This is a genomic window from Rhizobium sp. 32-5/1 (assembly GCF_029537235.1).
In the GTDB taxonomy this organism is placed as follows: domain Bacteria; phylum Pseudomonadota; class Alphaproteobacteria; order Rhizobiales; family Rhizobiaceae; genus Pararhizobium.
Window position 1 is genome coordinate 1610591 of sequence record NZ_CP120638.1, and the last position, 21293, is coordinate 1631883.

Annotated in this window: 21 protein-coding genes and 3 pseudogenes; 13 read left to right on the forward strand and 11 right to left on the reverse strand. The window is 59.8% G+C overall.

Annotated features, from left to right (window positions below; all coding sequences use genetic code 11):
• The first annotated feature begins 32 nt into the window (after nucleotides 1-32).
• The 3 genes and pseudogenes from P6U16_RS08245 (at nucleotide 33) to P6U16_RS08255 (ending at nucleotide 4454) form a co-directional block, all read left to right on the forward strand.
• The gene (locus P6U16_RS08245; protein ID WP_277703326.1) at nucleotides 33-1241 is read left to right on the forward strand and encodes an acetyl-CoA C-acetyltransferase; all 1209 of its coding nucleotides are present in this window, start codon (nucleotides 33-35) and stop codon (nucleotides 1239-1241) included.
• A gap of 140 nt (nucleotides 1242-1381) precedes the next feature.
• Nucleotides 1382-3591: pseudogene (locus tag P6U16_RS08250) on the forward strand (FAD-dependent oxidoreductase).
• Nucleotides 3592-4028: 437 nt separating this feature from the next.
• Nucleotides 4029-4454, forward strand: a complete 426-nt coding sequence (locus P6U16_RS08255; protein ID WP_277703327.1) for a TIGR02281 family clan AA aspartic protease — start codon at nucleotides 4029-4031, stop codon at nucleotides 4452-4454.
• Between the two features lie 232 nt (nucleotides 4455-4686).
• Here P6U16_RS08255 and P6U16_RS28335 read toward each other — a convergent pair whose 3' ends face one another.
• The 4 genes from P6U16_RS28335 to P6U16_RS08270 form a co-directional block, all read right to left on the reverse strand.
• Nucleotides 4687-4845 carry a hypothetical protein gene (locus P6U16_RS28335; RefSeq protein WP_349017678.1) on the reverse strand — a complete coding sequence of 53 codons (159 nt, stop codon included), beginning with the start codon at nucleotides 4843-4845 and terminating at the stop codon, nucleotides 4687-4689.
• A gap of 38 nt (nucleotides 4846-4883) precedes the next feature.
• Nucleotides 4884-5525 carry a DMT family transporter gene (locus P6U16_RS08260; protein WP_349017679.1) on the reverse strand — a complete coding sequence of 214 codons (642 nt, stop codon included), beginning with the start codon at nucleotides 5523-5525 and terminating at the stop codon, nucleotides 4884-4886.
• 87 nt (nucleotides 5526-5612) lie between these two features.
• Complete coding sequence (locus P6U16_RS08265; protein WP_277703328.1) at nucleotides 5613-6398, reverse strand: thermonuclease family protein; 786 nt, start codon at nucleotides 6396-6398, stop codon at nucleotides 5613-5615.
• A 46-nt stretch (nucleotides 6399-6444) separates the two neighbouring features.
• Nucleotides 6445-7110, reverse strand: a complete 666-nt coding sequence (locus P6U16_RS08270) for a helix-turn-helix transcriptional regulator (protein WP_277703329.1) — start codon at nucleotides 7108-7110, stop codon at nucleotides 6445-6447.
• Between the two features lie 203 nt (nucleotides 7111-7313).
• Between P6U16_RS08270 and P6U16_RS08275 the strand changes: the two genes are divergently transcribed.
• The 5 genes and pseudogenes from P6U16_RS08275 to P6U16_RS08295 all read left to right on the forward strand — a co-directional run bounded on the left by P6U16_RS08275 (nucleotide 7314) and on the right by P6U16_RS08295 (nucleotide 12387).
• A complete protein-coding gene (locus tag P6U16_RS08275) occupies nucleotides 7314-8399 on the forward strand; it encodes a calcium:proton antiporter (protein ID WP_277703330.1) in 1086 nt (361 codons plus the stop codon).
• Nucleotides 8400-8546: 147 nt separating this feature from the next.
• On the forward strand, nucleotides 8547-9425 hold the full coding sequence (locus P6U16_RS08280; protein WP_277703331.1) for a DMT family transporter: 879 nt from the start codon (nucleotides 8547-8549) through the stop codon (nucleotides 9423-9425).
• A 128-nt stretch (nucleotides 9426-9553) separates the two neighbouring features.
• Nucleotides 9554-10576, forward strand: a complete 1023-nt coding sequence (locus P6U16_RS08285; RefSeq protein ID WP_277703332.1) for a glycerophosphodiester phosphodiesterase family protein — start codon at nucleotides 9554-9556, stop codon at nucleotides 10574-10576.
• A 175-nt stretch (nucleotides 10577-10751) separates the two neighbouring features.
• A pseudogene (locus P6U16_RS08290) lies at nucleotides 10752-11793 on the forward strand (Tim44 domain-containing protein).
• A 183-nt stretch (nucleotides 11794-11976) separates the two neighbouring features.
• A complete protein-coding gene (locus P6U16_RS08295) occupies nucleotides 11977-12387 on the forward strand; it encodes a tellurite resistance TerB family protein (protein WP_277703333.1) in 411 nt (136 codons plus the stop codon).
• A 9-nt stretch (nucleotides 12388-12396) separates the two neighbouring features.
• Here the strand turns inward: P6U16_RS08295 and P6U16_RS08300 are convergent.
• Nucleotides 12397-13271 (reverse strand): annotated as a pseudogene (locus P6U16_RS08300) (transporter substrate-binding domain-containing protein).
• Nucleotides 13272-13390: 119 nt separating this feature from the next.
• On the opposite strand from P6U16_RS08300, the gene P6U16_RS08305 reads away from it, so the two are divergent.
• The 5 genes from P6U16_RS08305 to P6U16_RS08325 all read left to right on the forward strand — a co-directional run bounded on the left by P6U16_RS08305 (nucleotide 13391) and on the right by P6U16_RS08325 (nucleotide 17413).
• Nucleotides 13391-14665 (forward strand): glycosyltransferase, encoded by a 1275-nt coding sequence (locus P6U16_RS08305; RefSeq protein ID WP_277703334.1) that lies wholly within the window; start codon nucleotides 13391-13393, stop codon nucleotides 14663-14665.
• Entirely contained in the window at nucleotides 14662-15030 is a 369-nt protein-coding gene (locus P6U16_RS08310; protein ID WP_277703790.1) for a glycosyltransferase family 2 protein, read from the forward strand. Before P6U16_RS08305 ends, P6U16_RS08310 begins: the two co-directional genes overlap by 4 nt.
• A 77-nt stretch (nucleotides 15031-15107) precedes the next feature.
• Nucleotides 15108-15272: a hypothetical protein gene (locus P6U16_RS08315; RefSeq protein WP_277703335.1), complete on the forward strand. Its 165-nt coding sequence runs from the start codon at nucleotides 15108-15110 to the stop codon at nucleotides 15270-15272.
• A 389-nt stretch (nucleotides 15273-15661) separates the two neighbouring features.
• A complete protein-coding gene (locus tag P6U16_RS08320) occupies nucleotides 15662-16618 on the forward strand; it encodes a DUF2971 domain-containing protein (RefSeq protein ID WP_277703336.1) in 957 nt (318 codons plus the stop codon).
• 42 nt (nucleotides 16619-16660) lie between these two features.
• Nucleotides 16661-17413, forward strand: coding sequence for a hypothetical protein (locus P6U16_RS08325; protein WP_277703337.1), 753 nt, complete (start codon nucleotides 16661-16663; stop codon nucleotides 17411-17413).
• A gap of 771 nt (nucleotides 17414-18184) precedes the next feature.
• Here the strand turns inward: P6U16_RS08325 and P6U16_RS08330 are convergent.
• The 6 genes from P6U16_RS08330 to P6U16_RS08355 all read right to left on the reverse strand — a co-directional run bounded on the left by P6U16_RS08330 (nucleotide 18185) and on the right by P6U16_RS08355 (nucleotide 21248).
• The gene (locus P6U16_RS08330; RefSeq protein WP_277703338.1) at nucleotides 18185-18796 is read right to left on the reverse strand and encodes a hypothetical protein; all 612 of its coding nucleotides are present in this window, start codon (nucleotides 18794-18796) and stop codon (nucleotides 18185-18187) included.
• A gap of 30 nt (nucleotides 18797-18826) precedes the next feature.
• Nucleotides 18827-19195, reverse strand: a complete 369-nt coding sequence (locus P6U16_RS08335; RefSeq protein ID WP_277703339.1) for a hypothetical protein — start codon at nucleotides 19193-19195, stop codon at nucleotides 18827-18829.
• An 11-nt stretch (nucleotides 19196-19206) separates the two neighbouring features.
• Complete coding sequence (locus tag P6U16_RS08340) at nucleotides 19207-19521, reverse strand: DUF6527 family protein (protein WP_277703340.1); 315 nt, start codon at nucleotides 19519-19521, stop codon at nucleotides 19207-19209.
• Nucleotides 19521-20246, reverse strand: coding sequence for a peptidoglycan-binding protein (locus P6U16_RS08345; RefSeq protein WP_277703341.1), 726 nt, complete (start codon nucleotides 20244-20246; stop codon nucleotides 19521-19523). The genes P6U16_RS08340 and P6U16_RS08345 overlap by 1 nt, the downstream gene beginning before the upstream one ends.
• A gap of 109 nt (nucleotides 20247-20355) precedes the next feature.
• Nucleotides 20356-20562 (reverse strand): hypothetical protein, encoded by a 207-nt coding sequence (locus tag P6U16_RS08350; protein WP_277703342.1) that lies wholly within the window; start codon nucleotides 20560-20562, stop codon nucleotides 20356-20358.
• Nucleotides 20563-20564: 2 nt separating this feature from the next.
• Nucleotides 20565-21248, reverse strand: coding sequence for a hypothetical protein (locus P6U16_RS08355; protein ID WP_277703343.1), 684 nt, complete (start codon nucleotides 21246-21248; stop codon nucleotides 20565-20567).
• Between the last annotated feature and the right edge of the window lie 45 nt (nucleotides 21249-21293).

Consider the following 21293-nt stretch of genomic DNA (forward strand, 5'->3'; position numbering starts at 1 on the left):
TTCACGGCGCAAAGCCGACAGGGAGATGAAATATGACCGACGTCTTCATTTACGACCATGTGCGCACGCCGCGCGGCCGGGGCAAGAAGGATGGATCGCTGCACGAGGTGCCGACGCCACGCCTTGCCGCAAAGGTGCTGGAAGCGCTGCGCGACCGCAACGGGCTCGACACCTCCACGGTCGACGACATCATCATGGGCTGCGTCGATCCGGTCTATGAGGCCGGCGCCGTGATCCCCAAGGCTGCTGCCTTCGAGGCCGGCTATTCCAGCAAGGCGCCAGGCATGCAGATCTCGCGCTTCTGCGCGTCGGGTCTCGATGCGGTGAATTTCGCAGCAGGCAAGATCGCGCAAGGCTCTGACGACATCGTCATCGCCGGCGGCGTGGAATCGATGTCGCGGGTCGGCATGGGCATGTCGGGCGGCGCCTGGTACATGGACCCGTCCGTCAATTTCCCCGGCTATTTCATGCCGCAGGGCGTCTCGGCTGACCTGATCGCCACGAAATACGGCTTCTCCCGTGATGACGTCGATGCCTATGCCGTCGAAAGCCAGAAGCGCGCCGCCCATTCCTGGGACAATGGCTGGTTCGACAAGTCTGTCATTCCGGTGAAGGACCAGAACGGGATCACCATTCTTGCCCGGGACGAGCACATGCGTCCGACGACGACGATGCAGTCGCTCGCCTCACTCAACCCCTCCTTCCAGATGCCCGGCGAGATGGGCGGCTTCGAGGCCGTTGGCATCCAGGCGCATCCGGAAATCGAAAAGATTACCTACGTCCACCATGCCGGCAATTCGTCGGGTATCGTCGATGGTTCGGCCGCCGTGCTTGTCGGCTCCAAGGCCGGCGGCGAGGCGATGGGACTTAAACCCCGCGCCCGCATCCGGCATTTTGCCAACATCGGCTCCGATCCGGCCCTGATGCTGACCGGTCCGATCGATGTCACCGAGAAGATCCTGAAGCGCTCAGGCATGACGATCGCCGATATCGACCTGTTCGAACTCAACGAGGCGTTTGCCGCCGTCGTTCTGCGCTTCATGCAGGCTTTCGACGTTTCGCACGACAAGATGAACGTTGCAGGCGGCGCGATCGCCATGGGCCATCCACTCGGCGCCACCGGCGCGATGATCCTCGGCACCGTGCTCGACGAACTGGAACGCCGCGATCTGAACACGGCCCTGGTAACGCTCTGCATCGGCGCCGGCATGGGCACCGCAACGATCATCGAACGGGTGTGAGGTCTTCCCCTCCCCTTGTGGGGAGGGTGGCCCGCAAGGTCGGGAGGGGTGTCGCCGTCACGGCAAGAACGCCCCTCCCCAACCCCTCCCCACAAGGGGAGGGGCTTAACCGCCACAGAATTTCAGGGAGAGACCCCATCATGACCTATACCAACTTCACCATCGAAACGGATGCCGACGGTCTGGCGCTTGTTACCTGGGACATGCCGGACAAGTCGATGAATGTGTTCACCGCTGCCGTCCTTGAAGAGCTCAACGCGATCATCGACGCGGTCGTGGCCGATGCCGAAATCAAGGGCGTCGTCTTCACCTCCGGCAAGTCAACCTTCTCCGGCGGTGCCGATCTGTCGATGATCAAGGGCATGTTCACCTTCCAGGCCGAAGAGAAGAAGAAGAACCCGGACACCGCCACCGAGAAACTGTTCGAGCTTTGCGGCCAGATGAACGGCCTCTTCCGCAAGCTTGAAACCTGCGGCAAGCCCTGGGTTTCGGCGATCAACGGCACCTGCATGGGCGGCGCTTTCGAGCTGTCGCTGGCCTGCCACGGTCGCGTCGCCTCCAACGTCAAATCGGTCAAGATCGCGCTTCCGGAAGTCAAGGTCGGCATTTTCCCGGGCGCCGGCGGCACGCAGCGTGTACCGCGTCTGACGAATGCGCAGGACGCCCTGCAGATGATGACCACCGGCTCCTCGCTCACCCCGCAGCGTGCCAAGGCGATGGGCCTCGTGCATGAACTGGCCGATCCCGACAAGCTCATCGACGCCGCAAAAACCATGCTGAAGAACGGCCTCAAACCCGTCCAGCCCTGGGATGAAAAGGGCTTCAAGGTGCCCGGCGGCGGCATCTGGACGCCGGCTGCGGCCCAGCTCTGGCCGGCGGCCTCCGGCATCCTGCGCCGCGAAACCTATGGCAACTATCCCGGCGCGCTCGCCATTCTGAAATGCGTCTATGAAGGCCTGCAGGTGCCGTTCGACACCGGGCTGAAGATCGAGCAGCGTTACTTCACGCAGGTTCTGCAGACCACCGAGGCCTTCTCGATGATCCGCTCGCTGTTCGTCTCGATGCAGGAACTCGGCAAGGGCGCCCGTCGCCCAGCCGGTCCTCCAAAGTCCAAATTCGCCAAGATCGGCGTCGTCGGCGCCGGCTTCATGGGCGCCTCGATCGCCTATGTCACGGCCGCTGCCGGCATTCCCGTCACGCTTGTCGACCGCGACATGGAAGCTGCCAGCAAGGGCAAGGCTCATTCCGAGGGTCTCGTGAAGGACTCGATTGGCAAGGGCCGGATGACGCAGGAACAGGGTGAGGCGCTCTTGGCGCTGATCACCCCGTCCGCCGACTACAACGACCTGGCCGACGTCAAGCTCGTCGTCGAGGCCGTATTCGAGGACCGCCAGGTCAAGAAGGATGTGATCGAAAAGGTCGAGGCCGTTCTGGCCGAAGACGCAATCTTTGCCTCCAACACCTCGACTCTGCCGATCACCGGCCTTGCGAAGAATTCCAAGCGTCCGGCGCAGTTCATCGGCATCCACTTCTTCTCGCCGGTCGAAAAGATGATGCTGACGGAAGTCATCATGGGCAAGGAAACCGGCGACGAGGCTTTGGCCGCAGCGCTCGATTTCGTCGCGGCGATCAAGAAGACGCCGATCGTCGTAAACGACACGCGCGGCTTCTACGTCAACCGCTGCGTCTTCCGCTATATCCACGAAGCCTATGACATGCTGATCGAAGGCGTGCCGGCGGCGATGATCGAGAATGCCGCCAAGATGGCCGGCATGCCGGTCGGGCCGCTGTCGCTCAACGACGAGGTGGCGATCGATCTTTCGCAGAAGATTCTCAAAGCTTCGATTGCCGATCTCGGCGAAGCGGCCGTCGATCCGCAGCACATGACGCTGATCAACAAGCTGGTCGACGACCTCGACCGCCGCGGCCGCAAGAACGGCAAGGGCTTCTACGACTACCCGGCTAAGCCCGCCAAGAAATCGCTCTGGCCGGGCCTGAAGGACCTCTTCCCGCAGAAGTCGGCCGACGCCTTCGACGTCAACGTGCTGAAACAGCGCTTCCTCGCCACGATCGCGCTCGAAGCCGCCCGCACCATGGAAGAGGGCATCGTCACCGACCCCCGCGAAGCCGACGTCGGCTCCATCCTCGGCTTCGGCTTCGCCCCTATACCGGCGGCACGCTGAGCTATATCGACGGCATGGGCGTGAAGGCCTTCGTGGCACTGTGCGAGAAACTGGCCGAGACTTACGGCGAGCATTTCCGGCCGACGGCTCTGCTGCAGGACATGGCAGCGAAGGGCGAGACGTTTTACGGGCGGTTTGATCCGTATGCGAAGAGGGAGGCGGCTTAGGCCGCCTCTACCAGGATCCTCATCCTCATATTGTTTGGTTTTGTTTAGAAGTCATTCCTTGAAGGAGCAATGACCACCCCAGTTCTGTTGTTTATACGTTGACAGTGACATCGCGATTTCTCTAGATACGGCAATTTTAAGTTTAAGAAACATACCTGCCGAAATTAGTGGGTCCTATGAAGAGCCGAATATATCTAATTGTTTTGCTCGCAGCCGCCAGCGCTGCATTCATGCTCATCAACGGAGGCGTCGATAGGTTTGGACCATCAACTTATATAATTCCATCATGTCTAGCTGTAGCGGCCGTCGGTCTGATGTTCCGTTTTCGAAGGCTTTTTCTACCGGAACTTCATCTTGTTATCTGGACCGCCGTAGCACTTTGTCTTATGTTCACATACATTAACCGTGACCATCTTTTTCACCACGGTAACCGGCTCTTGGCCGCGATCCTTCCCGGAAAGGCTATCGCCGTAACAACGAACAACGGGCGATCTGAAGTGCTTGTGCATAAAGCAACCGGAGGTCATTTCGAGACATCAGCGAAGATCAACGGTCGCGAACTGACCATGTTGGTTGACACGGGAGCAAGCCAGATCGTTTTAAGTCATGCGGACGCCCGAAAAATTGGTATCGACATGCAGAAGTTGGAATTCAATGTTCCGGTTTCGACAGCTGGCGGCTTGAGATTGAATGCCCTGACCACCCTGCGCATCGTTTCAATCGGGTCTATTTCACGCCACACAGTTCCGGCATTGGTATCGCAGAAAAACGAGCTTGATCAGAGCTTGCTGGGGATGAGCTTCTTGTCGAGTCTCGCCTCATTCCAAATGAGTGCCGACGAATTGAGACTAACCGATTATTGACGTCTAACCTCCTGATCCGCCGCGACTGTTGCGTTTACCGTTCGCTGTTCGGCAACGTGGTCCAATCACATTCGCAAACTGCTCGAAATTTATTCAATGACACTGCAGCGCGAAGCCTCCGCGGGATCTCCCTACATTTCCTCCCCGGCCACGCCCTTATCCTCCCGTGCTGTCGGCGATGACAGCGCAAACAGGCCCGACGCAATGATAAGCCCAGCCCCGGCAACCGTCGTCAGATAGGGCACCTCGCCGAAGAACAAAAACCCCAGAGCGGGGCCCAGAGCATGCCGGTATATTCGAAGGAGGTGACGACGCTGGCTTTGGCGATGCGGTAGGCGTTGGTGAGGAGCGTCATGGCGACCGCGGCGATAACGCCGCAGGAGGCGATCAAAAGGAAATCATGCGGGTTGGGCCAGACCCAGGGGCGGATCAGGAATTCGATCGACTTGTGGCTTGCCTCGTGGATGCCGGTGGCATGGAAAAACCGGCAATGAGCAGCGCGCCGATGAGATAGACGCCGTTCTGGTAGAAGGACATGACCGAGGCGGAGACATCACTGCCCATCCTGCGCGCCATCAGCATGGCGAGCGCATAAGTTGCCGCCGAAAACAGCGAGAGCAGGGCCGCCGGCTCGAACAGGCCGGCGCCCGGGCGCAGCATCACCATGACGCCGATGAAGCCGACACAGACCGCCGCGATCCTCCGCCAGCCGATCGCCTCACCCAGCAAGGGTGCGGCGAGCGCCAGCATGAACAGCGGCACTGTGAAATAGAGCGCCACGGCATCGGCCAGCGGCAGCGCCGGAAAGGCCATATAATAACTGGTATAGGCGACGAGCAGCAGAAGAGCCCGGCCGGCAAGCGGCCAGACATTGCGGGCGAAGATCGAGCCAAGGCCGGATTCCACATGAACGAAGGCAAGCAGGAGCGGGATCGCGACAACGCCGCGCGTCGCCACCACCTGGGTCAGCGGATAGCTGCCGGACACCGCCTTGATGATCGCGTCCTGTAGCGAAAAGATCAGGATGCCGAGGCACAGATAGGCGATCCCCAAGGCCGCGCGATTCTGCAAGGTTAGCCTCCCCTTCCGAAAGGCCGATGCTGCCCTGCTTTCAAGCCCGGTGCGCTTCGTTTCGCGACATGACCGGCGTTTTCCTGCTTACAGGTCCGGCAGGGCACTTTCAGTGGTTATGCCGTCGTTCAAATCTTCTTTGGCGATGGCCGGGATTGTGCCGCGCGGATCGGAGCCAGAAAATCCAAGGCGGGCCTCTGCGGCAACCGCAGCCTTGTCGGAAAGCGGTGATCCGTCCGGCACCGTCGCCCAGCCGCTCTCCACAAGCCAGGCGGCGGGATCGAGGCCCGCGACGGTGCAGGTGCTGATGACGGTGCCCGTCCATCGGCCCTCCGGCACGCGGCAGACCAGTGCGCGGGCCCGCAGAAAATTGCGCAACGCCGTTCGCGCAACCATGCCGCAAGGCCAGGATTTTCCGCCACTGTCGCAGACGCGCGCGGCGTCCTGGGGCTCGATACCCTCCAACTGCAGGAGCCTATCACCGAAGCGGATCAGCCCCGCCGAAACGGCGACCGGGTTGCGCAGAACAGTGGTGACCGGCTTTACCTCCTTGGCGGTGGGCTCGGACAGCGGCGGGCGGGGCTCGATCCGCTCCAGCGGCGCAGTCAATACCTCCTCGGGCAGCCCGAATTGCAACGGTTCGATGCTGCGCACCGCCAGCGCTTCCCCATCGGAAAGATCCGCCGCATTGTCCTCGTCCAGTCCCGCATCATCGGTCTCGCCGAGATCGGCCATATCAGGCGTTTCCAGCACGAAATCCGACGTCGCAGCACTTTCGCGGCCCCTGATCGTCGCGGAACCGAAAGACAAGAGCATGATGGTCAAGGCAATACCGGCGCAGCCGCCGCCAAGCGTCAGGAGATGCTGCTTCATCAGGAAACATATCCTATGGTCGAGACGTCGCGCATCCTCGCCACGTCTACTGGCTTGCCCAGATGATCCGCGCGATCCACTCGACGTCGCTGACATCGAAGGTCCGGTTCGCATGGTCTGGATTGAGCGAGAGAAGCTCGATGCTGCGCACCGTCTGGCGCACCAGTACCTTGGCCATGACCTCGCCCTCCTTGGTTTTCACGACCACGCGGTCGCCGCGGCGGATCTGCGCGCCGGGCTCGACGATCAGCACGTCGCCGTCGCGATAGAGCGGCAGCATGCTGTCGCCCTGGATTTCCAGTGCGTAGACACCGGCCTTGGTGCCGGGGGCTGCCGGAAAATCGACCACGTCCCAGCCTTGGCCGGCCGGAAAGCCGCCATCGTCGAAAAAGCCGCCGGCACCAGCCTGGGCAAAGCCGAGCAGCGGTATCGAGCCGGCCTGCGGCGGAAACGCGCCGTCCGGAAACTGTCCGTCACGGCCATCTGGACGCAGAAAATCCATGAACTGGACGATCGTGGAACCCGTCGCGTCCAGCACCTTGGCGATCGATTCGGTCGACGGCCAGCGCTCGCGACCGTCCACGGAATGCCGCTTGGATTTGTTGAACGACGTCGGGTCGAGGCCGGCCCTGCGGGCAAGGCCGGACGGAGACAATTGATGACGCTCGGCGAGCGCATCGATGGCTCCCCAAATGCTGTCATGTGAAAACATCGTTGCCATCCTGCGGGCGGACAAGGCGCAAGACAGGCGCCTCTTCTCTCGGCGGCAAGATTACCGAAATGCCGGGCACGAGTAAAGGCGGAGAGGAAAATAATCCTCGCACCGGAGATCTCTCAGAAAGAACACAATATTGAAATGCCGCCCTGGAGGCCTATTCTTGTTCGAACAGAGACAGGCGAGCGGCGGGCGTATTTTTGTATTCCATTCTCAAATCCGAAATCCTGCTGCTGGTGGCGCTTCTGGCGGGCGTGCTCGGTTATATGTTCGAGCACAGCCTGCTCGAAGCCGGGCAAGCCATGGCGCTTGCCGGGGCCGCATTTCTGGTGGGGGCGATCGTGCTGGCCTCAATGCGGGTTGCCCATCATGCCGAGGTGCTGGCGGCCCGGGTCGGTGATCCCTATGGCACGATGATCCTGACCTTGTCGGCTGTGCTCGTCGAGGTCATCATCCTCGCCATCCTCATGACCAAGGAAGCCTCGCCGACGCTGGTGCGCGATACGATTTATGCGGCGGTCATGCTCGACATCAACGGCATTCTCGGGCTGGCGGCGCTTCTCGGCGGCATCAAGCATGGCGAGCAGTCCTATAATGACGATTCCAGCCGCACCTACAGCGTGATGATCCTGACCGCCATGGGCATTTCCATGGTCGTGCCGGAATTTATTCCGCAAGCCAAATGGCATTTCTATTCCGCCTTCACCATCGTCGCCATGGTGACGCTCTATGCGGTTTTCCTGCGCATGCAGGTCGGCGCCCACAGCTACTTCTTCAGCTACAGCTATCCGAAGACGAAGGCGAAAACCGACGAGGCACCGCTGCAGGATACGCCCATCCTCGGTTCGATCTTTATCCTGGTCATCGGCGTCATCATCATCGGTGGACTGGCGGAGGTCATGTCGGTGCTTCTGACCGCAGGGCTCAAGGGGACCGGCGCACCGCCGGTGCTGGCCGCGATCGTGGTTGCGGCCATTTCCGCAGCACCGGAAATCCTGACTGCCCTTCGGGCCGCCCTTGCCAACCGCATGCAGGCGGTGGTCAACATCGCGCTCGGCGCATCGCTATCGACGGTGATCCTGACCGTGCCCGTGATGGAGGCGATCGCGCTTTATACCGGCCAGCCCTTCATCATGGCGATGACCCCGGTGCAGACGGTCATGGTGGCGATCACGCTGATCGTTGCGGCCATCAACCTCAACGACGGCGAAACCAATGCCATCGAGGGCATGACGCATTTCGTGCTGTTTGCCACCTTCCTCATGCTGTCGGTGCTTGGACTGTAGCCGAGGGCAGGCAAGGCGGCAGGGATGGCATGACGGCCCCCATTTTTCACCACATCGCCTCCCCGGGGTGCCCTTTCGCGCAACGCGGCGCCGCGCTATCAGAAAGGCCTGCCCGCATCATCGGACAGAGCGCCCTGGAGCCTTCCCGTGAACCCTTCCGTCCTGTCCGGCATCCTCTTGACGATCTTTTCCTATTTCCTGTTTTCGCTTCAGGATGCCGCGGTCAAATGGCTGGTGGTCGGCCTGCCGGTTTTCCAGATCCTGTTCGTGCGCAGCATCACGATCTTTGCTCTGTGCCTTGTTGTCGGCCGCAGCGCCGTTGTTCGCAAATCGATCGCCTCGCCGGTGCTGAAGCCGATGTTCATCCGCAACCTGCTGCTGCTCGCGGCCTGGCTTTCCTATTATACGGCGGCACGCGACCTCGGGCTCGCGGAACTGACGACGCTCTATTACGCCTCGCCGATCCTGATCACTATTCTCGCCGTGCCGATCCTCAAGGAACACGTCCCGCCGCTGCGCTGGATCGCCGTGGTCGTCGGGTTTGCCGGGGTCATGGTCGCCTGCGATCCGCTGGGCGCGGGCATGACGCTCAACACGCCGGTGCTGCTCGCACTGCAGGCTGCGGTGTTCTGGGCGATCGGCACGGTGCTGTTGCGCAAGACGGCCTTGATGGAGGTGACGCTGGTGCAGATGACGCTGTCGAGCGGCTTCTTCATCCTGTTTACCTGCGTTCCGATGGCGATCTATTGGGTTCAGCCGACGCTTCTCGATCTCGGCCTGATGGCCGGCACGGGCATCATCGCCGGGATCGCCCAATATGCGCTTTTCGAGGGCATGCGCCGGGCACCTGTCTCTGTTCTCGCGCCGTTCGAATATTCCTCGCTGGTCTGGGCGTTCCTGCTGGGTTTCGCCATCTGGGGCGATATTCCGGGCGCGCAGGTCTTTGCAGGTGCCGCGCTGATCATTTCCGCCGGCATGATCATCATTGCCGGCGAGCGCTTTTCCCGCAGGCTGCGCGACAGCTGAGGGTTGTCCGCACTCCAATTCACCTTCGCCTCTCTCGCAAGATTCATCGTTCCGTCATCTGCGCTTCATGGCCCTGTCACCCCAGCGGTCTATCGCCATCGCATGGATCACGGACATGGAGCATTGTCATGCGATGGGCAGCCCCGATCTTTGCAGCTGTTGTTCTCGCCGCCGTCACGGTCAACGGCATCGCCGCCGAGACGACGCGGACCAGCCAGATCCTCAACCGGCTGCAGGATGCCAACCAATGGCGCAGCCACATCATGGTCGTGGCACACCGGGCGGGCTGGAAGGAGAACGGCAGGATACGGATGGCGGAGAACTCGCTGGCCTCGATCCGCTACGCCATCAATCTTGGCGCCGAAATCGTCGAAATGGATATCCGTAAAACCGCAGACGGCCGATTGATCGTCATGCACGACAGCTGGCTCGACCGGACGACGACCTGCAAGGGCGAGGTCGATAAACGCACCCTGACCGACCTGCAGGCCTGTCGGCTGATCGTCGAGGGCACTGGTATCATCACCGACGAACCGATACCGACCCTGGAACAGGCTCTGGCCACCGCGAAAGGCCGCATCCTCGTCAATATCGACAACAAGCTCGGCCCCGACGCCCTGCCCGAGATCGCGGCCACGGCCCGCGCCATGGGCATGGCCGATGGCATCCTGATCAAGGAAGCCGTCTGGAACGCCAAGCGGATCGACGACACCAAGGCGGTGCTCGCGAGCGTCGGCGACGACGTGCCGTTCATGCCGATCCTGGCGGACGATGCCGTGCACGAAGCCCGCTTCATGACGCAGGCAACCCGGGCGTTTTCCGCCTTCGCGGCGGAACTCGTGACCTGGCATGAGACCGGCGCGCCGCTGACGGATCGCGGTGGACCGCTGTTCAGCGCCATGGCACGGGCGGCAGCGATTGCCGGCAACTGGCATCTCTGGGTCAACACCTATCCGATCGTCAACAGACCGGGCGCCATGCTGGCCGGCGGACGCGGCGACGAACTCGCCGTCTTCGGACAGCGGCCGGAGGAGGTCTACGGCTTCTGGGCCGATCGCGGCGCAACCATCATCCAGACGGACGAACCGAAGCTGGCGATCGAATGGCTGGAGGCCAATGGCTACCGGGTGCCGTACGACCTGACGAACTGAGAAAGCCGGCGACAGGTGGTGCCCCAGAGGAGAGCGTTTGCGGCCACTTGAGCCCCGGTTCACGGTTAAGTGCCGGTAAAAGACGCATTTGCCCTTAAATCTGTCAGCCTCAATCTCTATATCCGTGCCTACGGGTCCAAAGGACCCAGGGAGAAGTTTGAGAGGAACGGATTGAATGCAGCGTTTTGGACGGTTTCTTGCCCTTGCGGCGGTGGGTTTGACGGTGATGCTCACCGTGGTCGATGTGGCCGAGGCGCGCCGCTCCAGCAGCGGCTTTGGCAGCCGCGGCACACGCACGTTCCAGACACCCGCAATCACCCGCACGGCGCCGAATACCGCAACGCCGATCGACCGGACGATGACGCAGCCTGGCGCAAACCAGGCGACCGGCCAGCAGGGCCTTGGCCAGGCGGCACGCCCCGGAACGCAAGGTCGCGGCCTGTTCGGCGGTTTCGCCGGCTCCATGCTCGGTGGTCTGGCGCTCGGCGGGCTGATCGGCATGATGATGGGCACCGGTTTTGGCGGCGGCATCGGCTTCCTCGGCCTGCTCTTGCAGATGGCGCTGATTGCGGGCGCCGTCATGCTCGCCATGCGTTTTTCGGCCGCGGCCGGCAGACGGCGTCAGCCGGTTATGCGCCGGGAACGGCCTCCGGGCGCTCCGGTGGATCGGCCTCGCCGCTTTCAGGTTTCGGCCAGGGTTTTGGCTCGCAAGCCAACCGCGAGGCCACCAGCCCCGGCTTCAGCATTCCGCGCATCGGTGGCGGCAACCGTCCCTTGCCCGTGCAGGAGGCAAGTGCCGCGACGGACGAAATCGGCATTGGTCCGGAGGATCTCGACGTGTTCGAGACGATCCTGAAACAAGTGCAGTCCGCCTATGCCGGCGAAGATTATGCGACCTTGCGCAAGCTGACGACGCCGGAGGCCATGTCCTACCTTGCCGAAGAACTGAGCGACAATGCCACCAAGGGCCTGAAAAACGAGGTCAGCGACGTGAGCCTTGTGCAGGGCGATGTCGCCGAATCCTGGCGCGAAGACAATGACGACTATGCCACGGTTGCCATGCGCTACGAGAGCATCGACGTACTGCGGGAACGCGCGACCGGCCGCGTGGTCGAGGAGACCCGGACAGGCTGACGGAAACCGTCGAACTCTGGACGTTCCTGCGCAAGCGCGGCGGCAATTGGCAGGTTTCCGCCATTCAGGGCGCCGCGACCTGATCAGGTCGGAGAGTCTGACAGATCGCTCCATCAGAGGTCCGGTGCACCCGTTGCACCGGGCCTTTTGCTATCGGAAGACCAGATCGCCCATCTCCGCTGCACTGGAAAGTGAGACGGCACCCTTGCAAGCGCGAAGACAAGACCGTACCTCCCACAGATCACGCTGACACAGGCTAGGAACCCATGCTCGATACACTCGGCCACCATGAAGCCCTCATCTACGTCATGGTCATGATGTCGGCCGTCGACAAAGCGATGAGCGACGATGAACTTGAACGGATCGGAGCGCTCTGCCGGCTTCTTCCGATTTTCGAGGATTTCGACGACGAGCGCCTGGTCGATATAGCCCGAGATTGCGCTTCACAGCTTTCAGGCACCGAAGGTCTCGACATCGTTCTCGAGATCATCCGCGAGGCCCTGCCTGCCCGGCTATATGATACGGCCTATGCGCTGGCGGTCGAACTGGCAGCCGCCGATCTTGCCATTCGCCACGAGGAAATCCGTCTGCTTCAGATGCTGCGCGACCGTCTCGGTCTCGACAAGCTGACCTGTGCCGCCATCGAGCGCGGGGCCATGGCTCGCTTCCGCCGATAGACGAAAAAGTCAGAAAATTCCGTTAGGGAAATACCGCAGATAGATTTCGTTGAGCCGGCCATTGCGTGACAGGGCGAGTAGCGCGTGATCGATCGCCTGGGTCAGTGCCGAATCTTCCTTGCGGTTCATGATTGCCAGCCCCTCGCCCAGGAAACGCTGCGAGAAATAGGCACCGTCAAGAAGCGTGCAGCAACCGGCAGCATCCGCTGCAGAAACCCAGAACGACAGTTGCATGCCGTCGGAAAAAACGGCGGGGACAGTGCCCTCCTGGAGCGCTGCCAGCATCTCATTGCGCGTTGGAAAAGTTTTGACTTCGAGTTTGGGAAAAAATGCTTTCAGCATGGCCTCATGCGTCGTGCCAGCGACGACGCCTACGGATTTTCCGGCCAAGGCCTTCACCGTTTCGTCACGCCCAAGCGACCGCATGTTTGCCGCAAAACGCGCCGGTAACTTCATAAATACGCGGGAAAACGCAAAGCGCTGGCGCAATTCCGGACTGATTGCAACCCCAGCGACTATCGCCTCCCCCTGCCCTTCCCGCAGCGCAGATTGCAACTCGTTGAAGGTGACGGCCTGAATTTCGCATTTTTCTCGATGTCGAGAAAGCGGCAGATCTCGCGAACGAGATCGACATGATAGCCGGCGAGTTTTCCGGATTGATCGATAAAGTTGAAGGGCGGAAAATCGACGGTTGTCAGGAAACGTAACCGGACAAGGCCGCTGAGGTCCGGCTTGGCAATCCGTTCACGGCTGTCAAACAACGTGGGCATATCATGCACAGCGCCATCAGCAGCTCGCGCCACAGTGCTAGAAAATACAACCAAAAACACGTTTAACGCGAGTAACCCGTAGAATTTTAGGGATGAATGCACAACACGTCTCATTATGATCGATCGCGGGGACAGTTGCGGGGCATTGCTGCGAAGCAATGGGTTCATGAATGCGCTTCGGAGATTATCCGGACAGTTCCGGGATAGCTACAGCAAATGCACAACCGGAGGCCGTGATCGCCACACCACCGGCCGCGCCCCTTGTGCTGTCTCTCAAGCCGGAGCTTCTGCAGCAGGGGCGAGACCTGTTGCGCATGGGCATCGGCAAGCCGTTGATCGCCCGGATGATGCTGATGGCGCAGGCGCACGGGACCTGCGTCGAGGAAGAGTTGCTGGCGTCCGGCGAAATCGACGAGAACTTGTATTTTGAAGCCTTGGCGAACTCGCTGGGCGTGCCCTTCATGAAGGTTCTGGACGCCTCCCGCATTCTTGACATCGCCGGTCTGGACACCCAGCTTGTCCGCCCGGAAACGCTGCGTCTGCATCATCCCTCCCGTCCGCCGATCACCGTGATCGTCCCCCGTCTCGACCGGCTGGCACAAACCCTTGAGGCGCTGCAGCGCGTTCCGGCCCTCAGAGCCAGCATCGTCGTATCCTCCGCCTCTGAGGTACGCCGCGCCGCATGGCAGGCCGCAGGCCTGCGACGCGTCTCCGAGACTATCGGTGCACTGTTCGAGACGACGCCGCTGCACAGCGCACGCATCACGTTCTGGGGCAGGCAGGGCTTCTACACGGGCGTTCTGCTTTGCGGTCTCCTTGTCTCGGCCGTCACTTTGCCGCTGATCAGCATGCTCCTGGTTCATATTGTCCTGACGTTGTTTTATCTCGCCAATCTGCTTGTCCGCTTCTACGCGCTGTTCTGCGCCTTCCGCCGGGAGCGGCAGGACAGGAATGAGCAAGCTGCCGTGCCGCATGACGGCGATCCCTTGCCCATCTATTCGGTGCTGGTTGCGCTCTACAGGGAAAAGGGAGTGGCGGCGCAACTGGTCCAGGCGCTGGACAGGCTGGATTGGCCGCGCTCACGCCTCGATATAAAATTCGTCTGCGAAGAGGATGACGCAGAAACCATTGCCGCTTTGGAAACGATGCGGCTTGCTCCGGAATACGAAATCGTTCGCGTGCCGGTGCGCCTTCCTCGAACCAAGCCGAAGGCGCTGGCCTATGCGTTGCCGGGCTGCCGCGGATCCCTGGTGGTGGTTTATGACGCAGAGGATCGCCCAGATCCGGGCCAGCTGCGCGAAGCCCATGCCACGTTTGCGAAGGCCCCACCCCATGTCATCTGCCTGCAGGCACCTCTGATCATCACCAATGCCCGGCAGTCGTGGCTGAGCGCGCTGTTCGCGCTCGAATATGCCGGCCTGTTTCGTGGTCTCTTACCGATGCTGTCCGTCTCCGATCTACCATTGCCGCTTGGGGGTACATCCAATCATTTCCGGACCGCCCCCTGAGAGCCATCGGCGGCTGGGATCCATACAATATGACCGAGGACGCAGATCTCGGCATGCGGTTGCATCGCCTCGGTTATCGCGCCCGGGTCATTTCAAAGCCGACCTTCGAGGATGCTCCGGTGACGCTCGGCGTCTGGCTTGGCCAGCGCACCCGCTGGTTCAAGGGCTGGCTGCAGACCTGGCTGGTGCTGATGCGCGAACCAGGGGAACTCGCTGGCGAAATGGGCTGGGCTGGGTTTACCGTCTTTCAGATCCTGATTGCCGGCTTGCTGCTTTCCTCGCTCGGCCATCCGATCATTATCGCCTTTCTCGTCTATCTGATCTGGACGATGCTGCAGCAGAGTGCCCACGCAGCAGACCCCTAACCCTCTGGCTGTTCATCATCGACACCGTCAACATTTTCGGGAGCTACGCCGTCTTCATTGCGCTTGGACGAAACCGCATGAACAACCGGGAGCGTCGGGCGGTCGGCTCGCGCTGGGTTTTCGTGCCGGTCTATTGGCTGGTCATGTCGGCAGCGGCCTGGAAAGCCGTGTTCGAGCTGCGCCAAAAACCTTTCGTCTGGAACAAGACACCGCATGTTCCGGTCGTCAAGGCGGACAATTGAACGGAAGGAATGGAGCGGGTGAAGGGAATCGAACCCTCGTATTCAGCTTGGGAAGCTTCGAGAACAGAGCCGGAAATCAATTGCGTGTTTCAATGACACAATGGCCCGCCGGCATGAGGTCGGCGGGCCATTTGAAACAGTGATCCCCATCCACGACCTTCCCCTTCGATCTGGGAGGGCCGGGACAAAGGCAAAGAATCAAAAGGGTACCGCCGCGGTTGGCACTACGACTTCTCGTTATGTTCCAAAAGAGTGGCTAACTCAGAAAAATACAATCTTTCGTTGCCATTTTCTATTGCTTTCAAAGATTTCCTGCCACGCTGCGTATATCCAACGGGCATGGTAACGCGTCTATTTTCAACAGAGCCGTACGTTTGAGGCAAATTTAGATGGAATCGACCACGGTCAACGAAGACGGACTTGGTATTCAGGAGCCGGAACCGCAAAACCATAGTGATCTTTTCTTAGGGCTTGCCCGTGAGTTGATCCGTGCACGGATGGCGGACGTGCCGGCACCTCCCTCATTGTTTCATTATACTAGTGCTGCCGGTCTGATCGGCGTTCTCGAGAAAAATACTCTGTGGTTTTCGAACTCCATGTTTTTAAACGATGGATCAGAGTCATTTTGGGGAATAAACGTTTTCGAACATGTTTTAGATGAGTTCCTGACGCTGCATGATGCGGACGCCCGTGAGACGGGAGATAAGCTCAAACGATGGGTTCGCGACGCTTTCAACTTTTTCCAACCGATTGTCTTTTGCATGAGTGAGGAAGACAACCTCCTTAATCAATGGCGTGATTATGGGAAAGACGTAACACCTTACTCGATTGAACTCGCGACTGATGGCTTAGAGCAGGACGGATACAATTTTCCGGCCTATCTTTGTGAGGTGATCTACGACATGAATGACCAGCGCGAGATGGCGGCCCGGCTGGTCGAATTGATATACAACAAGTACAGGGAGACTGAAGCCGTAGCGGCTTTTCGTGAAGAGGATGAGGAACCACTTCTGATAGGCGCGGCAAAAGAGATTGTCTGGCTACTCTCTCGGTTTAAAAATACAGCCTTTCAGGCGGAAAAAGAATGGCGTCTTATCTGTCATCGACCCAACCTAGACGGTAAAGTGAAAACACTTTTTCGCGCTGGTTCCCTTGGTGCAGTTCCGTATTACGAATGGTTTCGGCCGACGCTGGAGGGGCGAGGCCCTCTGCCTATTATTCATGTGACGGTCGGCCCGTCGCCTTATTCCGCCGTTTCCGACATTGCTTTGAAGCAACTTCTACACGAGACAGGTTATGGGGACGTTCCGACCCATTATTCGTTAATCCCGATTCGACGAGGGTAGGGATTAGGCGTTGGTAGGACTTCGGTGAGCGGATGACGGTGGATGGTCGAGAAGAAGATTGAGCCGACCGAGAGACAGAGAGCTTTGCTCGAGGCAGAGGACTGGCGCTACTTCGCAATCGACTATGTCGGCACCGGGTTAGGATCGATCGCGACTACCGAGAAAGTGTCTCTTTCAGTTGGCAGGATTGTATCATTCGGTCTTCCGTCCGCGCCTGCACTGTTCCTGGACCTTGCGGCGGCAGCGCACCGTCGGCGAACTGCAATCGATCTGAACAAAGAATTTGTAGTCCATACGGCTCCCCAGGGAGTTTTCCCGGAGAATCAGACCGGCCTTTTCGATTTCCTGCAAGAAATGTCTGCAGAGATCGTGATGTCTTTTTCGGCGATTGAGGCTTTCGCGAACGAGGCAATTCCTAAAGATTTCCCCTTTTCAGTTACGAAACGTGATGGTTCAACCGAATTGCTCTCCGGCGTAGATCTTCAGCGCCAAGTATCTCTCGACGAAAAGATTGCCGTCGTCCTTCCAAGTGCTCTCGGGATCAAAAGCCCAAGAGGAAAGAGACCGTGGGAGAACTATCGAAAGTTAAAGGCGATTCGGGATCGTCTGGTTCACCTAAAGATGATTGATAGGAAGGCGTCGGGACCGGAAGATCAAACGATTTGGGGATCGTTGATTGAGAATCGAAACCAAAACTTTGCTTTGGTCGCTTTATCAATAATCGGTGTATTCTCTGAGGCCCTGCAAAATCGTCGCTGGTACAAACTGGCAGATGGAGCCGTGACCCGACCCTAATCGATGATCCTAACAGCAACCCTATCGGCGATCCCGCCGTCAATCGCCGGATCGTCCTCGCGTCGCAACCCTCAAGTCCCTTCAGGAGATCCCGGCTCCGCCGACTTTTTGGTTGGTCTCTGTAACCGAAATGGAAACCAGGCGGTTGCCTCGCGAAAGCAGTTCTATTTTCCTACTCTCAAGATATAATGTCCTTGCTGATTGTGCCCCATGCCGGAGTACCTGAAGCTTGGTAAAACAAGCGCTTCGAAAAATGTGGGACAAAAAACCGCTCTCCGATTTTATTGCGCTTTATTTTTCGAATGTCCCACATTCTAAGCCAGCTGGGCAGATCTGGTGGCCCCAATCTTGACTCTTCCCCGACCGGAACATAATTAGAACATGCTCGATAGCGAGCAGACTTTTCAACAGAACATTCACACATAGTCCACAGCCTTGCGCACCGGGACGGCTCACCCATGACCGAATACCAGCTCCGCTATAGATGGCGCGTGACCTGGCCCGATGAGGGCGACAGGGACAGCTGGCAAACGGACTTTCGGGGATGGGACGGAGAGAGGCCCGTCGGCCGCATCCGCTTCGAATCGCATGGACCGAAGCGGAACACATGGATGTGGTCAGGCCATGGGGGAAAGGTGCGTGAACGACTTACGCCCCATCAGGGGTACGAGCCTACGGCCCGGCAAGCTGCGGCCAAGGCTGAAGACTATTATGAGCGCCTTATGGCCCACAATGCCATTTAAGCCGAAGCCGCATTCCATGCACCTATGCCTAAGGCGACGCAGCGACGCGCATTCGCTCGAGGCGATCAAGCCGGTCACGCATATCCAGCAAAGCATCCCGCGCACCATAAGTAGCGGCTGAGTTGGCTTTCAGCTCGTCTATCTGCTTTTGCATCTGCGCCCGCTGCTGATCTTCAGATATCCAGACGCGCTCCAGCTCCTGCCGCGGCACCTGGGAGGCGCGAAGATCTGTTACCGCCGCATCCGTCCGCGCCCGATCCTCTGCACCCCTCGCCTGCCGCCAGTCCATTTCTTGCCGCGTCACCATCATCGATGCCAGTGACGATACAGATGATTTCAGATCGGAGGTCGCTTCCCGGATTGGCATGTAGGCGAGACCGCCGAGCATGGCGGCAAAGGTCAGCGCAACACCAAGCGCCTGCCACTGAGGCTTGTTGCGCTCTGCCATGTTGGACGACAGCGATGCGATAGACGCTCGCGTTTCATTTGCGAAACCAGCGAGCGCGTTTTCCATTTGCTTGAAGCCGGAGCGCATCTCCGATTCTAGATCGCTTTGCCGGCGGCCAAGGTTGGTTACCCTCTCCCCCAGCTGCGCCTGCAAAGCATTCTCATAGGCTCTCTCAGTATCGGTATTTGGCACGTCGCCACTCCTGCTCATTTTAAAGCCAACCTATTGCTTGTCACCAGAAACAAAGATGTCTGGCGCATTTCCCGGCGTCTTGATGACAACTGTGGTTTCGGGCGCTAGCTCCTTATCGATAGCCTGTGCAGCCTCCGCCGCCTTGTCGGAGCTGGAGAACTTCAGCGTGCGCAGGATCGATGTCACCGCCGTGACGAGGACGCCGAAAGCGAGGACAAGAGCGGGCGCCTGGCCGGAAAGCACTTCGATCTGTTCTTTGATAGCGGAGACCTGGCCCTCGGAAAGCAGGCCAATGGCGCCAAGGATCGCGACGATCGCCCCCAGGGCGACCAGCACATCGCGAATGACGGTTCCGATCGGCCGAGCCGTCGTGAGCGGAGAAAGAAGTTTGTCGAGCATGGTGATATCCTTTAGGTTTCAAAATCGGGGAGATCGACAGTTTGCCCGGCGAGCTCATGGGTGCAGTCGCCGAGAAATTGGATGCGGCCATCGGCGATGAAGGAGTGACAGACGGCCGGTGGTGCGCCGTCGATCCCGGCGTCACGGCCATTGTAGGTAACCAACACCGAAGGCGTGAACGTCGGTGCATCGGGATTGCCGTTGTAACTCCAGCGAGGACCGGAACCCTCGCCGATGCCGACCTGATGAGCGCCGTCGCAGCCGGGGCACCAGAACAGAATGCGATTGTCCGTGCCGATGCGAAGCTTGGCGGAAAGCGCGCCCATCAGAGACGCGCCGCCTGCACATGCATCCAGTCGAAGTCGCGGGCCTTGCCCAGCGAAAGCCAACCCTCGCTTTCCCAGACCACCCAGAAGTGCACGGCATCGGCATGCGAAAGACGAGCCTGCGGCTTATGAACATGCAGTCCGTTGCGAACGGGGTCGAAGTCGATGGCAATACCCCAGCTATGCATGGAATAGCTGTTGCCGCCGCGCATCTTACGCACGTTTAGCGACCCGCCGAACTGGTCGATGCCGAGGCTTGCCCGTTCCTTGGCATTGTAGATCTGCGCCACCCGCTGCAGCACGCGCTCGGCCGAGGCGGCCACCTTGCGATGCAGTGTCATCCTGCGCAGTCGCGTCGATGGGGACCACGCAAGGAACATGTCGAAGGGAACTTCGATCTGCACCTGGTTCTGCCCGACAGGTCCATAGGCAGCCATGCACTCGGACTGGCGTGGCCAGACCGTTTTCGACGGCTGAAATGTTTCTTTGGCAGGCACGATGTCCCGGTTGGGGATCTCAATCATGATTTTCGGCGGGACGGCGCTGGCCGAGGCCCGCAGGGCCGCCACCACCTTCGGATCAGCAGCCCCGTCAATCGTCAGGCCATTGGCCTTCTCGAAAGCCTTTAGCGCGTCGATCGTCACCGGCCCGATGTGCCCGTCGATCATACCAACCGGATAGCCGTGCGCCGTCAGCCGGCTTTGCAGCCACTGTTCAAATTCCATAGCGATGTCCTTTGAGAGTTAGCGGTTAATCACGCGAAAGCAGCCACCGCTGAATATCCAGCGTGGTTCGCATGTCTTTACCCTTTTCGTTTGAATTTGGCCGAAGCCGCTAGTGCGTCGAGGACTTCTCGACCAGGTCGCCGTCGATTAGCGAACCATCCGTCACAGCGTCTGCGGTCGGAGGCTGGAGTTCCGCCACCTGCTTGAGGGCGCCAGCAAGTCGCTCGCTCAACTCATCGACGGCCTGAGCATGAATGCGAAGTTCCTCGCGAAACATCTCGTTCTGTTTTTCAAGTGACCGGATATACGCGGACATTGTTATTGCCCCTGCCAGTTAACGGCCGCAGCTGTGTCGATTTCAGATTTGGTCGTTGCGATCCCGATCGCCTTCTTCGCGCCGAGACGTTTGGCCTCGATGCCGGCGGAGACCGCTTGCCACGCGTGAAACACGCTGACGATCTCGGTAGCCTTGTCAGCCAACGAAACCCCGTCCATGGCGGCCTCCGCGACGATGTGCGGGATTGTGTCTTCATCGATGTTTGCGTCGGCGAGGAAAGCCTCGGCCTCGGAAAGCTTCTGCTGGTAGGCCATCACCTGGCCAGCGCCGGCGGTGATGAAGTTGAGGCGGTACGCCTCGGCACCTCGGTCGACCTTGATAGCTGCCTCCGCACGCAGCTTGTCGATGTCGATGGGTGCATCGGCTGGTTCCCAACGCGCGAACCAGCTTGCTACATTGTCGGGCGTACCCGGCATCGCCGCTGCAGTGTCAACGTAATGATCCTCGGCCTTGCTGAGCTGGGCAACGATCCCCGCTCGCTCCGCCTCGGGCAGATCTGCCGTGATGCGGGCCGCCACTGCAAACCAGTAGTCGGGCGCATTGGCGATCTGCTGGCGACCCAGCCACCAGGCGGACGCCGCCATCCAGCGGCTCGTCTTGCCCTCGCCAATTGCCTCGACGAGGGCGTCGGCCATGGCTTCGTACATGCTGTCGATCTTGTACATAATTCGTCCTTTTCCGTGGGCCATTTGGTTGGTTGAAGTTCAGAT